Origin of the sequence: Streptomyces sp. NBC_01176, from assembly GCF_045039825.1 — a bacterium.
Taxonomy (GTDB): Bacteria; Actinomycetota; Actinomycetes; order Streptomycetales; family Streptomycetaceae; genus Streptomyces.
The window spans coordinates 5,812,271-5,826,818 of sequence record NZ_CP108600.1 but is presented as its reverse complement, the minus strand read 5'-3'; the positions used below and the strand labels follow the sequence as shown (position 1 = coordinate 5,826,818).

Below are 14,548 nucleotides of genomic sequence, written 5' to 3'. Positions count from 1 at the left end.
CGCCGTTCGGTCGGACGGCGGCCTGCTTCGGACGGTGTCGTGCGCGGTCAGACGGCGGCCTTCTTGAGACGGCGCCGCTCGCGCTCGGACAGACCGCCCCAGATGCCGAACCGCTCGTCGTTGGCGAGCGCGTATTCAAGGCACTCGGAGCGGACCTCACAGGCGAGACAGACCTTCTTGGCCTCGCGGGTGGAGCCGCCCTTCTCGGGGAAGAAGGACTCGGGGTCGGTCTGGGCGCACAGCGCGCGCTCCTGCCAGCCGAGTTCCTCGTCCGCGTCGTCGACCAGCAGTTGCTGCACCAGCTCGGTCATGTGCGCCCCTCGTCTGTCTTTCGCGTCCCCGTGATGCTGTCGTTACCGTTTTCGGCTGAACGACACGAGTGAAATTACAAGTGTGCCGATCCGGGCCAGTCAAGCCGAGATCTGCTATTGGGCCCCTTATTCACTCTGCGGAACCAAGGCTATGCGGAAAGTGTTCAAATCGGCATAAACCATGACAGCCTCAAGGGTCCGACCGGACCTCCGACCCGCTACAGGGAAGGACGTCCAGAAGTTCGATCTCGTTCCGACGCGCACCCCGAAGCGAACCGGATCACATTTGGATCACAGGATCGCGCCGAGGTTTGCGCGCCCGGTTGTGCGCCATGTGTCCGGGGCGGCTCCTGAGCAAACCTTTCGCCTTACAGATGAACCGGATGAGGTGAAACATCTCCCACATACCGGACAGGAAGTTGACAGTCCGGGTGTGAACCGGTGTGCTAGTGGGCATGCTCGCGAACTTGGCACGCACGACGACCCGCACCGCCGGGTCACAGGGTGCTGCCCTCGCTCGCCGCAGCTGTTGTTGCTGTTCCAGCTGTTGAGCCTCACCGCGCTCCGGCTGCCTCGCCGCCACTGAGGCGAATCCCCGCCCCCGCAGGGGCGAACGCCCGCACCAGGGCACCCCTCCCCGTCCGCGACCCGGACGCAACGGCCCTCCCCCACGTTTTCGGCTTCGCTCGAACAGGGGGTCCCCCGCACTCTCCGCCGAGGAAACCACCGCACCCATGAACAGCGACAGCGACCTCCAGATCGCCGGCGACATCCTCGAAGTCCCGCACCTGCTCCAGCCGCCGCGCGAGCACCCCGCCACCGTGGCCGACTTCGTCGGCCTCGCCCGCACCGTCTCCGCCGACCGCTCCCGGTGGGAGCACCTCGTCCAGTACGACGCGACCTCACGCTGGTACCACCGGCTGCACACCGGGCCCGGCTACGAGGTGTGGCTCCTCTCCTGGGTGCCCGGACAGGGCAGCGGTCTGCACGACCACGGCGCCTCCTCCGGCGTACTCACCGTCCTGGACGGCGTGTTGACGGAGCGCACCGACCGCGGCAGGCGCACGTTGGGCGCGGGCGCGCAGCGGGTCTTCGCGCCCGGGTACGCCCACGAGGTCGTCAACGACTCCCTCGAACCGGCCGTGAGCCTGCACGTCTACTACCCGGGTCTCACCGAGATGCCGATGCACGGGGCGCGGTGCGCCGTCGCCGAGGTCCAGTAACCGACTCACACCTTGTCGTGGCCGCCTGCGAGACTGAACACCATGCGCATTGTGGTTCTGGCAGGCGGCATCGGTGGTGCCCGGTTCCTTCGTGGTCTCCAGCGGGCCTCGCCGGACGCGGACATCACGGTCATCGGCAACACCGGTGACGACATCCATCTCTTCGGGCTGAAGGTCTGCCCGGACCTCGACACGGTGATGTACACCCTCGGCGGCGGCATCAACGAGGAGCAGGGCTGGGGTCGGACCGACGAGACCTTCCACCTCAAGGAGGAGCTCGCGGCGTACGGGGTCGGGCCCGAGTGGTTCGGGCTCGGCGACCGCGACTTCGCCACGCACATCGTGCGGACGCAGATGCTGAGCGCGGGCTATCCGCTCAGCGCGGTCACGGAGGCCCTGTGCGACCGGTGGAAGCCGGGCGTCCGGCTGATCCCCATGTCCGACGACCGCGTGGAGACCCATGTCGCCGTCACGCTGCCGGACAGCGGCGAGCGCAAGGTGATCCACTTCCAGGAGTACTGGGTGCGGCTGCGCGCCTCCGTGCCGGCCGAGGCCGTCGTGCCGGTCGGCGCCGAGCAGGCCAAGCCCGCGCCCGGGGTCCTGGAGGCCATCGCGGAGGCGGACGTGATCCTCTTCCCGCCGTCCAACCCGGTCGTGTCCATCGGCACCATCCTCGCTGTGCCCGGCATCCGGGAGGCCATCGCCGACGCGGGCGTGCCCGTGGTGGGCCTGTCCCCCATCGTCGGGGACGCGCCCGTGCGCGGCATGGCCGACAAGGTGCTCGCGGCGGTCGGCGTGGAATCGACCGCGGCGGCGGTCGCCGAGCACTACGGCTCGGGGCTCCTGGACGGCTGGCTCGTCGACACGGTGGACGGGTCCACCGTGGAGCGCGTGGAGGCGGCCGGCATCCGCTGCCGTGCCGTACCGCTGATGATGTCCGACCTCGACGCCGCCGCACGGATGGCCCACGAGGCGCTGACGCTGGCGGAGGAGGTGCGGGGCGCTTGAGCGGCGGACCGGTCGAGGACGAGGGAGCCACGGGCGACGTGCGGCCCACGGACGACTCGGGCCGTGCGCGCGGTGCGGGCGACGGTACGGGCGGCACGGGCGGCGGCGACGGTACGGGCGGCCAGGGCGGCAAGGACGACGGCAGGGGCGCAACGCGTGGCACGGGCCCGGATGCCGCCGTCGGCTACCGGGTCTGGGCCCTGCCCGGCCTTCCGGAGGTGCAGCGGGGCGACGACCTCGCCAAGATCATCGCCGGGGCCGAACCGGGGCTGGCCGACGGGGACGTCCTGCTCGTCACCTCGAAGATCGTGTCCAAGGCCGAGGGGCGCCTGGTGGAGGCCTCCGACCGGGAGGCGGCCATCGACGCCGAGACCGTACGGGTGGTGGCGCGCCGCGGCGCGCTCCGGATCGTCGAGAACCGGCAGGGCCTCGTGATGGCCGCCGCCGGGGTCGACGCCTCCAACACGCCGGCCGGGACCGTCCTGTTGCTGCCCGAGGACCCCGACGCGTCCGCCCGGACCATCCGGTCCGGCCTGCGGGACACCCTCGGGGTGGACGTCGGCGTCGTGATCACCGACACCTTCGGGCGCCCTTGGCGCACCGGGCTCACCGACGTCGCCATCGGCGCCGCGGGCGTACGGGTGCTCGACGACCTGCGCGGCGGCACCGACGCGCACGGCAATCCGCTGAGCGCGACCGTCGTCGCCACCGCCGACGAGCTCGCCGGCGCCGGTGACCTGGTCAAGGGCAAGGCCTCCGGGCTGCCGGTGGCCGTCGTGCGCGGGCTGCCCCACGTGGTGGCCGAGGACGACGGCGAGGGCACGCGCGCGATGGTGCGGGGCGCGCGCGACGACATGTTCCGGCTGGGCACGTCCGAGGCCGTACGGGAGGCGGTGATCCAGCGCCGTACCGTGCGGGCCTTCACCGACGAGCCGGTCGACCCGGGCGCCGTACGGCGCGCGGTCGCCGCCGCGGTGACCGCGCCCGCGCCGCATCACACCACGCCCTGGCGGTTCGTGCTGCTGGAGTCCGCCCGGTCGCGGACGCGGCTGCTCGACGCCATGCGGGACGCGTGGATCGAGGATCTGCGCGGGGACGCGAAGAGCGAGGAGTCGATCGCCAAGCGGGTGCGGCGCGGCGACGTGCTGCGCAACGCGCCCTACCTGGTGGTGCCGTGTCTGGTGACGGACGGGTCCCACACGTACGGCGACCCGCGCCGGGACGCGGCCGAGCGGGAGATGTTCGTCGTCGCCATGGGCGCGGGGGTGGAGAACTTCCTCGTCGCGCTCGCCGGGGAGCGGCTGGGCTCGGCGTGGGTGTCCTCGACGATGTTCTGCCGTGACGTCGTACGGGACGTGCTGGCCCTTCCGGAGGACTGGGACCCGATGGGGGCCGTCGCCGTCGGGCACGCGGCAGAGGCGCCCGGGACGCGGCCCGAGCGGGACGCCGCGACGTTCGTCGAGGTGCGCTGACCGGCGGCGGTAGGACGCCCGTGGCCCGCGGCTCCGGGGGACATGGGCGACTCGTGTGTCCACGGTGCCGGGAGCGCCTACCCTCGTAGGGCGACCCGAGCATCCCGAGGACCTCTTCCGTGGCTGGACGATTCACCCCCCGGCCGACGCGTACGACCGTGCGCGGCGGGCACGTCGACGTGCCCGCGGGCGCCGGTCCCGGCATACCGCGGCAGTCGGCCGGGCCCGGACTCGGGCGGACCTGGACACCGCCCGGTCCGCTCGATCTCGGCCTGGTGCTCGGGCCGCTGCGCCGGGGGCCGGGCGACCCGGCCTTCCGCGCGACACCGGACGGGTCCGTGTGGCGGGCCAGCAGGACGCCCGCCGGCGCCGGGACCCTGCGGGTCGCGGTGCGGGCCGGGGAGGTCCGGGCCGAGGCGTGGGGGCCGGGGGCCCGGTGGCTGCTCGAACAACTGCCCGACATGCTCGGCGCGTCGGACGATCCCGCCGCCTTCGAGCCGCGGCACCGGCTGGTCGCGTCGACGCGGCACCGGCGGCCGGGGTTGCGGCTGACCCGTACCGGGCTGGTGCTGGAGTCGCTCATCCCGTCCGTTCTGGAGCAGAAGGTCACGGCGGACGAGGCCTACCGGGCGTGGCGACTGCTCGTACGGAAGTTCGGGGAGCCGGCGCCGGGGCCCGCGCCGGAACGGATGTACGTCATGCCGGCGCCTCGGACCTGGGCCCTGATCCCCTCCTGGGAGTGGCACCGGGCCGGGGTCGACAACAAGCGGGCTTCGACGATCCTGCGGGCCGTGCGGGTGGCGGCACGGCTGGAGGAAGCGATGGGCATGGAGGCGGAGCGGGCGCAGGCGCGGCTGGAGCTGGTGTCCGGGATCGGGCCGTGGACCTCGGCGGAGACCGTGCAGCGCAGTCATGGGGCGGCGGACGCGGTGACGGTCGGGGATCTTCATCTGCCGGGGATCGTGGGGTACGCGCTGGCCGGGGACCGGGACGCGGACGATGCCGTGATGCTGGCGTTGCTGGAGCCGTATGCCGGGCAGCGGCATCGGGCCGCCCGGTTGATTCTGTTGTCGGGGCGGACGCCGGCGCGGCGGGTGCCGCGGATGCCGCGAGGGGATATCGGGCGGTTGTGATCCGGGGGGTGCGTGGGGTGACGGGGCCGGATGTTCCTCGCCCCCGCCGCCCCTACCCGACCCATCCCGTACCTGAGGGCTCCGCCCCCGGACCCCCGCCAAGGGGCTGCGCCCCCTGGACCCCGCATCGCCCGAAGGGCTCGTCCTCAAACGCCGGACGGGCTGAGGGGGCGGGCCCGCGCTGAACAGTGCCCGCCCGCGCCGGGTGACGGGCTCCCGTGCCCGGCGGTTACTGGTCCGACGAGAAGCGGAGCGCTCCCGCTGGGATGTGGGCCTCGCACCAGATGCGTACGCCCTCGCGGAGTTCGTTGTCGGGGCCGATCACCGCGCCGTCGCCGACGACCGTGCCGGAGAGGACGGTGCGTTCGCCGATGCGGGCGTGGGCTCCGACGAGGGAGTCGGTGATGACGGCGCCGGGTTCGACGACGGCGCCGGACAGGATGGTGCTGCCCATGACCCGCGCGCCCTCACCGACGTGCGCGCCCTCGCCCACGACCGTGCCGCCGGTCAGCTTGGCGTCCGGGGCGACCCGGGCCGTGGGCAGGACAAGACGGTCGCCGCAGCGGCCGGGGACGGCGGGCGAGGGGGCTCGGCCGAGGACCAGGTCCGCGGAGCCCCGCACGAAGGCCTGGGGGGTGCCCAGATCCAGCCAGTAGGTCGAGTCCACCATGCCCTGCAGGTGGGCCCCGGTGGCCAGCAGCTCCGGGAAGGTCTCCCGTTCCACCGAGACCGGCCGGCCGGTCGGGATCGAGTCGATGACGGAGCGGCGGAAGACGTACGCCCCCGCGTTGATCTGGTCGGTGACGATCTCCGCGGGCGTCTGGGGCTTCTCCAGGAAGGCCGTCACCCGGCCCGTGGGATCCGTCGGGACCAGGCCGTACGCCCGGGGGTCCTCGACCCGGGTCAGGTGCAGGGACACGTCCGCGCCGGTCGTCTCGTGCGTGGTGACCAGCGCCTGGATGTCCAGCCCCGTCAGGATGTCACCGTTGAAGATCAGGACCGGCTCGTCCGGGCCCGAGTGCAGACGCCCGGCGACGTTGCGGATCGCGCCGCCCGTGCCGAGGGGTTCCTCCTCGGTGACGTACTCGATGTGGAGACCCAGCGCCGAGCCGTCACCGAAGTACGGCTCGAAGACCTCGGCCAGGTAGGAGGTCGCCAGGACGATGTGCTCGACGCCCGCCGCTCTCGCCCGCGCCAGCTGGTGCGTGAGGAAGGGCACCCCGGCCGCCGGAACCATCGGCTTGGGGGTGTTCACCGTGAGCGGGCGCAGCCGGGTGCCTCTGCCACCGACCAGGAGGATCGCTTCTGTCACCTGTCGTCTCTGCTTCCTGCCGGGACCGGCCGAAGGGTGTTCCGGCCGGTCAGTGTATGCAGTCCGTTCGATGGCGCCTTCGACGGCGGTGGGGTGTCCTGGACGGCCGGGGCCGATGCCGGGCCGGACGGCCGGGTCCGTGGGACGTGGGGCTTCGCGATGGCCTCCAGCCCTCTCAGCGGCCCTGGTACCGGGCCGCGGTCGTGCGGGCCGAGCCGAGTTTGCCGTACAGGAGTCGTCCCGGGCACTCCGTGGCGAACCCGTCCCGATGGCCGGAGATCACGTTGAGTCGTACGTTCTTGCCCTTTCGGTAGAGATTGCCACCCGCGGACTTCAGGTATGTCTTGCCGCGCGGATTGACTCCGTAGAGACCGAGCTTCCATGCCGTGAGCCGCGCGATGGCCCTCAGCGCGGCAGCGGCCGGCTTCGTGCGGGCGAAGCTGCCGAGGACGGCGATCCCCATGGTGTCGCTGTTGAAACCGAGGGTGTGGGCGCCCATGACGGGCTTGGCCACGCCCCCGGCCCGGCCTTCGTAGATGTTTCCGCACTTGTCGACGAGGAAGTTGTAGCCGATGTCACGCCAGCCGCTGCTCTTGACGTGGTAGCGGTAGATACTGCGGATGACCGAAGGGGCTTGCGAGCAACGGTAGTTGTTGCCGGAGGCCGTGTGGTGGACGAAGGCGGCCTTCACCTTTTTGGTGTACACCGAACCGCGCTCGCGCAGGCTCTCGTCGGCGCCCCAGCCGCGCCGGGTGACGATGCGCGGGCGCGCGCCGATGTACGGCTTCGCACGCGGTTCGCCCGGGCGGGCGGCGAGGTACGCGCGCTCGGTGCGGGCCTTGGAGAGTGCCGGGATCACGGTGGCGCCCAGCGGCGCGAGTTCGGCGTTGGCCGCGGTCGCTTCGTGGGCGGCGGCGGTCGCTGAGGCGGCGTCCACGGCGGCGGCCGCGGAGCCCGGCCCGGCGTTCGGCCCGGCGTTCGACCCGGCGGTGCGGCTGCCCGCCGACGGCGCGGCCTCGGACCGCGGCCCCCCGTCGGGGTCGACGAGTTCGAGGTGCATGCCCCTGGGGAGGGGCGACTCCCCGGCGGAGGTCGAGCGTTCGTCCACCTCCGCCTGGACGCGTACCTCGACGCCGTCGGAGTCCCCGACCCACAGCGGCGCCGTGGAGCCGCGCACCCGGCCCGAGCCGCTCTCGGCGGTGTCGGGGTCGGCGCCGTGTTCGTGGTTGTGCGTCTCGATGTCCTGCCACCCGGTCCAGTGGGCGGTGCCGAAGGCGCGGGTGCGGACCTGGACGCGGCCGCGCAGTTCGGTGCCGGGGTCGTCCCAGATGACGCCGACGAGCGAGAACGACCGTACGGCCCGTCTGGCCACCCCCTGTTCGGGCGCGGCGGGTCCGAGGCCGCGGTCGTCGCCCAGCGGGACGAGCGGGAGGGATTGGGTGCTGCCCGGGACGGCGGGCTCGGTCTTCGCCGCCTGGGGAACGGCCTGTGCCGGGGCGGACAGGGCCAGCGGAAGGGCGAGAGCGGCCGCGCAGGTGACGCCGACCGAGGAAGCAAGGAATCCACGCATGCCCCTGATCGTGGACATAGGCATACATATCTGTCCATTGGTGATGTGACGGACCGTCTGCCGCGCTCGGCCGAACCGGTGGCACGGCCGGTCCGCCCCGCGCGCGGGGTCCGCGTACGCTTCTGCGCGTGAACGCCACCGATCGCACCCCTGCCGACCTGCTGCGATCCGCGCTCGCCGCGGACCCGGCCCGCCCGCTGGTGACCTTCTACGACGACGCCACGGGTGAACGTGTCGAATTGTCCGTGGCCACCTTCGCCAATTGGGTGGCCAAGACCGCCAACCTGCTCCAGGGCGAGCTGTCCGCCGAACCCGGCGACCGGGTGGCGCTGCTGCTGCCCGCGCACTGGCAGACGGCGGTGTGGCTGCTGGCGTGTTCGTCGGTGGGGGTGGTCGCGGATGTGGGCGGCGACCCCGCCGCGGCCGACCTCGTGGTCAGCGGGCCGGACACGCTGGAGGCGGCCCGTGCCTGCTCCGGCGAGCGGATCGCGCTCGCGCTGCGGCCGCTCGGCGGGCGCTTTCCGCAGCCGCCGGCGGGCTTCGCCGACTACGCGGTGGAGGTGCCGAGCCAGGGGGACCGTTTCGCGCCGTACGCGGTGGTGGACCCGGAGGAGGCCGCGCTGATCGTCGCCGGGGCGGAGTACACGGGGGCCGAGGTCGTGGAGCGGGCCCGGTCCGGCGCGCCCGCGCTCGGGCTGACGGGGCCCGGTTCGCGGATCCTGTCGGGACTCGCGTACGACACCTGGGAGGGGCTGAGCGCGGGGTTGTACGCGCCGCTGTCGACCGGTGCGTCCGTGGTGTTGTGCCGGCATCTGGAGCGGCTGGGTGAGGAAGGGCTGGCGAAGCGGGTCGAGAGTGAACGGGTGACGGCGACGGTTCGCTAGCGCGGGCTTGTGCCGGTGCCGGTGCCGGTGCCTGTGCCGGGGGCGGGTGTGGGTGTGGGGCTGGGTTGTGGGGTGCGGGCCGTGTGTGGCTGGGCGCGCCGTTCCCCGCGCCCCTGACGGGGCACCGCCCGTGCAGGCTGCCGGAGGGCCGGGCGCCCGGAACCAGCATGTGGGGCTTGGGCTGTCGGGTGCGGGCCGTGTGTGGCTGGGCGCGCCGTTCCCCGCGCCCCTGGCGGGGCACGGCCCGTGTCAGGCCGCCGGAGGGCCGGGCGCCCGGAACCAGCACGTGGGGCTTGGGCGGTCGGGTGCGGGCCGTATGTGGCTGGGCGCGCCGTTCCCCGCGCCCCTGACGGGGCACCGCCCGTGCGGGTCGTCGGAGGGCCTGGGCGGCGGGACCAGGTCCGTGGGATGACAGCGGTCGGGTGTGGACCGTGCGTGGCGGGGCGCGGCGGTCCCCGCGCCCCTGGGGGTGTCGCCCGTTTGGGCTATCAGCGGCCGGCCCCGGGCGGTCCGGCGGGCCATGGTCGTAGGAACACCGCAGCGCGACACGCCCGTACGCCAGGAGGGGGTTCCCCGACGTGACCGACAGCGCAGGGCCGGGAGCGGGGGCGTCGGCCACCGGTACCGGGCTCGCTCGGCGGCGTCGGCGGTTGTGGCTGCGCAACGCGTCCCTGGGGCTCAGTGTCTTCGTGCTGGCCGCGAGCGGGACCGGCTGGGCCGTGTACGAGAAGCTGAACGGGAACATCACGGCGGACAACGACGCGGCCGCCGAGCTCGCCCGGTACGACAAGGAGCGGCCCACCGCGCTCGTACGGGGGGCGCAGAACATCCTGCTGATCGGATCGGACTCGCGCTCGGGGAAGGGGAACCGGAAGTACGGCCGCGACTCCGGCACCGAGCGCTCCGACACCACGATCCTGCTGCACCTGGCCGCGAACCGGCACAGCGCGACCGCCGTCTCGCTGCCCCGCGACCTGATGGTGCATCTGCCGGACTGCCGCCGCCCGGACGGCACCCGCAGCCGGCCGGCGTTCGCGATGTTCAACTCCGCCTTCGAGCAGGGCGGTTCGGCCTGCACGATCCGGACCGTCGAGAAGCTCACGAACATCCGCGTCGACCATCACATGGTCGTCGACTTCCACGGCTTCAAGGACATGGTCGACGCCGTGGACGGGGTCCAGGTGTGCCTGAAGCAGCCCATCGACGACAAGGACGCCAAGTTGAGGCTGCCCGCGGGCGAGGTGACGCTCAACGGCGAACAGGCCCTCGGCTACGTGCGCGCCCGCAAGAGCATCGGCAACGGCAGCGACACCGACCGGATGGACCGCCAGCAGCGGTTCCTGGGCGCGCTCGTCAACAAGGTGCGCAGCAACGACGTCCTGCTGAATCCGACGAAGCTCTATCCCGTGCTCGACGCGGCCACCTCCTCGCTCACCACGGACCCGGATCTGGCGAGCCTGCGCGGGCTGTACGAGCTGGTGCGCGGCATGCGCGACATTCCCGTGGAACGGGTGCAATTCCTGACGGTGCCCCGGACGTCGTACGCGTACAACGCCAATCGCGACCAACTCGTCGAGCCCGAGGCGGCCCAGCTCTTCGCACGGCTGCGTTCGGACACGCCGGTGGCGGTCGCCAAGGGTCTCCCGAAGGGGTCTCCCGCGGACGTTCCGGAGGATTCCGGAACGCGGAGCGGGAATGCGCCGGCGGGCCGTCCGGGCCCCGCGCGGAACTCGTTCGAGGGCCGCCGTGAAGGCGCGTACGACGTCGCATTCGACTACGAAGAGCAGTCGCGCGACGACGGGAAGTGGCCGGGTGAACAGGGTCTCTCCCCCGCCGGCACCCCTCCCCCCGCGCCGACTTTCCGGGGCAACACCGCGGCCGAGGACGCCTGCGGGTAAAGCGTGCGCCAAGGACGGGAACTGCTGAGCTAAGAAGTCCCTGAGGTATAGGGCGGATTGCCCAGTTGTAGGCAAGTGGAATTTGTCACCGTCGTCGCTCGACACGGAACTGGGCAGATAGTGTGAGCGATCCGGTGCACCCGAGGTCTGTCCTGGGGGTCGCGCACTGTTTGACCGAGAGACCCGAGCGCCTTGAGGGGGAAGGGCGCCGCGTGGCCCCGACGGAGGATTCAGACAACCGTGGACGCGCAAGGCCGTGGGCGGGCGGACAATATCGATCCCGCAGACCAATGGGTGCTCAACCCGAACACCGGCGAATACGAACTGCGACTGAACGCTTCCGCACCGCAGTCGGCGGTCCCGAGACCGCGTCGCGGCAACCCCGCGCCGACGGGGGCGGGAACGAGGTCGGGACAGCGAGCGCGCACGGCGCCGGAGCGGGACAGTCCCGCGCCGCCCGGCACCGACGTCCCAGGGCCGCGCCGACGCCGCGGCGCCCCGGCCGAGCCGCCTCCCGGCCGCCGCCGGACGAAGCCCAGGAAGTCGAAGGCGAAGAAGGTCCTGCTGTGGACCGGCGGTTCGATGGCCTTCGTGCTGGTCGCCGTGTCGGCCGCGGGGTACCTCTACATCAAGCACCTGAACGACAACATCACGTCGGTGTCCGACGACGGTGCGAGCACCGGTGGCTTCAGCAAGGACCAGGCGATCAACATCCTGGTCATCGGGACCGACAAGCGGACCGGCAAGGGCAACGACGGCTACGGCGACGCGGGCAGCGTCGGGCACGCCGACACCAACATCCTGCTGCACGTCTCCAAGGACCGGTCCAACGCCACCGCGCTGAGCATCCCGCGTGACCTGATCGTCGACGTCCCGGACTGCCCGACGCAGCAGGCCGACGGCACCGACAAGGTCATCCCGGGCACGCAGGGCGTCCGCTTCAACACGAGCCTCGGGCAGGACGACCGGACACCCAGCTGCACCATGCGCACGGTGACCGAGCTGACCGGGATCAAGCCGGACGACTTCATGGTCGCGGACTTCAACGCGGTCAAGACGCTGACCGAGGCCGTCGGTGGTGTCGACGTCTGTCTGGCCAAGGACATCAAGGACCCGGACTCGCACCTGAACCTCTCCAAGGGCACGCACAACATCTCCGGCGAGCAGGCGCTGGCGTTCGTCCGCACCCGCCATGCCGTCGGTTTCGGCGGCGACCTGAGCCGGATCACGCTGCAGCAGCAGTTCCTGAGCGCGCTGATGCGCAAGCTGAAGGGGAACTCCACGCTCTCCAGCCCGACGAAGATGCTGAAACTGGCGGAGGCGGGCACCAAGGCGCTGACCGTCGACGACAAGTTGGACAGCATCGGCAAGCTGAAGGACCTGGGGCTGGAGCTGGGCAAGCTCAACCCGAAGAACCTGACTTTCACGACGGTGCCGGTGCTGGACAACCCGGCGGAGAAGGTCAAGGCCACGGTCGTCCTCAACGACGCGAAGGCTCCCGCGGTCTTCGACGCCATCAAGAACGACGTCTCCTTCACCGAGGTGAAGAACAAGCAGAAGGCGGCGAAGGACGCCGAGGCGGCTCGTCTCAAGGGCACCAAGTCCGCGGCCTCCGAGGTGCGGGTGCGGATCCTCAACGGCGGTGCCGCCGGCGGCTCCGCTCAACTGACCCTCGCCTGGCTGCAGAACTCCGAGGGCGTGCTGAAGTCCGAGAACGCGGGCAACGCGCCCGCGGCACTGAGCAAGACCACGCTCGAGTACGCGCCCGACCAGGCGGCTCAGGCACGCCGGCTGGCCGAGATCATGGGGCTGTCCGGATCCGCGCTGAAGCCCGGCAAGAGCGTGACCAACTCCCAGGGGCTGCCCGCGATGACGCTGACTCTGGGCAAGGACTTCAAGGGCGCGGGCGAGCCGCTCACCGCCGCGACGAAGGCGCCGGAGGTCGACAAGTCCACGGCGGACAAGGTGAAGTGCGCCTCTTAGGTAACCCATCGGGTCCGTCGTGCGTCTAACCGGGCGCGGGGCGGACCCGTGTCAGGCGCAGGGTGGGGAGGGCAGGGAGATGGCGCAGAGCGGTGTGCGCGGGGAGGGAACGCGACCACGCGACCAGCAGGCAGGTCAACTGGGCTGGGACGAGAGTCTTTACGACGGGAACGGCAAGCCCCCGGGGAAGGGCGGCGACGGCCCGTCGGCCAAAGCACGAGAGCGGAGCCCGCGGGGAGGCGACAGCAAGGGCGGGGGGCGTCCGCGTCGCAGACGCCGCATACTGCGCTGGTCGGCCAGCGTCCTGGCGGTACTGATACTCGGCACCGCGGGAGCGGGCTACCTGTACTACCAGCACCTGAATTCCAACATCAAGAAGGACGCCCTCAACCTCGGCGACGAGAAGGACAGGGCCGCCAAGTCCCGGGCGAACTCCGCGGGACAGACTCCGCTGAACATCCTGCTGATCGGCTCGGACGCCCGGGACACCAAGGAGAACCAGCAGCTCGGCGGTGCCCGGGACACCTTCGGCGGAGTGCCGCTGGCGGACGTCCAGATGCTGCTGCACGTCTCCGCCGACCGCACCAACATGTCGGTGGTGAGCATGCCGCGCGACACCCTGTTGCAGATCCCCAAGTGCACGGACCCGACCAACGGGAAGGTCTACCAGGCCACCATCGGACGGATGATGACCAACGAGTCGCTGGGCCGTGGCGGCCCCGGCTGCACGGTGGCCACCTGGGAGAAGCTCACCGACATCCACATCGACCACTTCATGAAGATCGACTTCTCGGGTGTGGTGTCGATGGCGGACGCGATCGGCGGCGTCCCGGTCTGTGTGGACGCCAACATCTACTCCAAGGACAGCGCGGGCCACGGCTCGGGGCTGAAGCTGGAGAAGGGCACCCACCCGGTCAAGGGCAAGCAGGCCCTGGCATGGCTGCGCACCCGCTACGGCTTCGAGGACGGCAGCGACATCGCGCGTGCCAAGGCACAGCACATGTACATGAACTCGATGGTCCGCCAACTGCGTGAGAACGCGACGCTCAGCAACCCGAACAAGCTGCGCATGCTCGCCGAGACGGCCACCGACGCGCTCACCGTCGACGACGGCCTCGGGACCGTCAAGAAGCTCTTCGACCTGGGCAACGAGCTGAAGAAGGTGCCGTCGCAGCGCATCACCATGACGACGATGCCGTTCCGGTACGTCGGGGCGCGCGTGGAGCCCACCGCCGACGCCGCGAAGCTGTTCCGGCTGGTGCGCGAGGACATCGCGCTGGACGGCAAGGACAAGAAGAAGACGGCCGACGACGCGACCTCGAAGGACCCGGCGGCCGCGGACGACCAGATCGGGGTGCTGGTGCAGAACGGCACCCGCACCTCCACGCTGGCCGCGGCCCGCGGGCGCGCGAGCACCGTGGCCCAGCGGCTCGTCGGGAAGGGGTTCACCAAGGCGGCGGCCGACACGTCGACGGCGGTGTCCGAGGCCACCACGGTGATCCGCTACCCGAGCGCCGACCTGGCGGGCGACGCCCAGCGGGTCGCCAAGTCCCTCGGTATCCCGTTGAGTTCGGTGGAGAAGTCGACCGACGTCTCCGGTGTCACGCTGGTCGTGGGCGCCGACTGGCGGGAAGGGACCACGTACAAGGCCGCGGCCGACGACAACAGGACCCCCAAGTCCGCCGACGCGCTCAACGGGGCCGACACCAAGGCCTGCATGCACGTGAACCCCGGCTACACCTGGTCGTAGAGCG

At 71.6% G+C, this 14,548-nt stretch carries 11 protein-coding genes; 8 read left to right on the top strand and 3 right to left on the bottom strand.

Going from position 1 to position 14,548, the window contains the following annotated elements:
- Positions 1–47: 47 nt before the first annotated feature.
- A complete protein-coding gene (locus OG199_RS25180) occupies positions 48–311 on the bottom strand; it encodes a WhiB family transcriptional regulator (RefSeq protein ID WP_003975777.1) in 264 nt (87 codons plus the stop codon).
- 734 nt (positions 312–1,045) lie between these two features.
- On the opposite strand from OG199_RS25180, the gene OG199_RS25175 reads away from it, so the two are divergent.
- The 4 genes from OG199_RS25175 to OG199_RS25160 all read left to right on the top strand — a co-directional run bounded on the left by OG199_RS25175 (position 1,046) and on the right by OG199_RS25160 (position 5,147).
- Entirely contained in the window at positions 1,046–1,534 is a 489-nt protein-coding gene (locus OG199_RS25175; RefSeq protein ID WP_356808605.1) for a cysteine dioxygenase family protein, read from the top strand.
- A 42-nt stretch (positions 1,535–1,576) separates the two neighbouring features.
- Positions 1,577–2,542 carry a 2-phospho-L-lactate transferase gene (gene cofD / locus OG199_RS25170; protein ID WP_405831371.1) on the top strand — a complete coding sequence of 322 codons (966 nt, stop codon included), beginning with the start codon at positions 1,577–1,579 and terminating at the stop codon, positions 2,540–2,542.
- Positions 2,539–4,014 (top strand): coenzyme F420-0:L-glutamate ligase, encoded by a 1,476-nt coding sequence (locus OG199_RS25165; protein ID WP_405831370.1) that lies wholly within the window; start codon positions 2,539–2,541, stop codon positions 4,012–4,014. Before cofD ends, OG199_RS25165 begins: the two co-directional genes overlap by 4 nt.
- A 119-nt stretch (positions 4,015–4,133) precedes the next feature.
- Positions 4,134–5,147 carry a DNA-3-methyladenine glycosylase family protein gene (locus OG199_RS25160; RefSeq protein ID WP_405831368.1) on the top strand — a complete coding sequence of 338 codons (1,014 nt, stop codon included), beginning with the start codon at positions 4,134–4,136 and terminating at the stop codon, positions 5,145–5,147.
- Positions 5,148–5,376: 229 nt separating this feature from the next.
- On the opposite strand, the gene OG199_RS25155 is transcribed toward OG199_RS25160, so the two are convergent.
- Both OG199_RS25155 and OG199_RS25150 read right to left on the bottom strand, forming a co-directional pair.
- A complete protein-coding gene (locus OG199_RS25155; RefSeq protein ID WP_405831367.1) occupies positions 5,377–6,459 on the bottom strand; it encodes a sugar phosphate nucleotidyltransferase in 1,083 nt (360 codons plus the stop codon).
- Positions 6,460–6,634: 175 nt separating this feature from the next.
- A complete protein-coding gene (locus tag OG199_RS25150) occupies positions 6,635–8,029 on the bottom strand; it encodes a peptidoglycan recognition protein (protein WP_401800837.1) in 1,395 nt (464 codons plus the stop codon).
- A 128-nt stretch (positions 8,030–8,157) separates the two neighbouring features.
- Here OG199_RS25150 and OG199_RS25145 point away from each other — a divergent pair, with 128 nt between their 5' ends.
- The 4 genes from OG199_RS25145 (at position 8,158) to OG199_RS25130 (ending at position 14,544) form a co-directional block, all read left to right on the top strand.
- On the top strand, positions 8,158–8,913 hold the full coding sequence (locus tag OG199_RS25145; protein ID WP_405831366.1) for a TIGR03089 family protein: 756 nt from the start codon (positions 8,158–8,160) through the stop codon (positions 8,911–8,913).
- A gap of 578 nt (positions 8,914–9,491) precedes the next feature.
- On the top strand, positions 9,492–10,811 hold the full coding sequence (locus tag OG199_RS25140; protein ID WP_405831365.1) for an LCP family protein: 1,320 nt from the start codon (positions 9,492–9,494) through the stop codon (positions 10,809–10,811).
- A 240-nt stretch (positions 10,812–11,051) separates the two neighbouring features.
- Positions 11,052–12,794, top strand: a complete 1,743-nt coding sequence (locus tag OG199_RS25135) for an LCP family protein (RefSeq protein WP_405831364.1) — start codon at positions 11,052–11,054, stop codon at positions 12,792–12,794.
- Positions 12,795–12,873: 79 nt separating this feature from the next.
- On the top strand, positions 12,874–14,544 hold the full coding sequence (locus tag OG199_RS25130; RefSeq protein ID WP_405831362.1) for an LCP family protein: 1,671 nt from the start codon (positions 12,874–12,876) through the stop codon (positions 14,542–14,544).
- Positions 14,545–14,548: the final 4 nt, after the last annotated feature.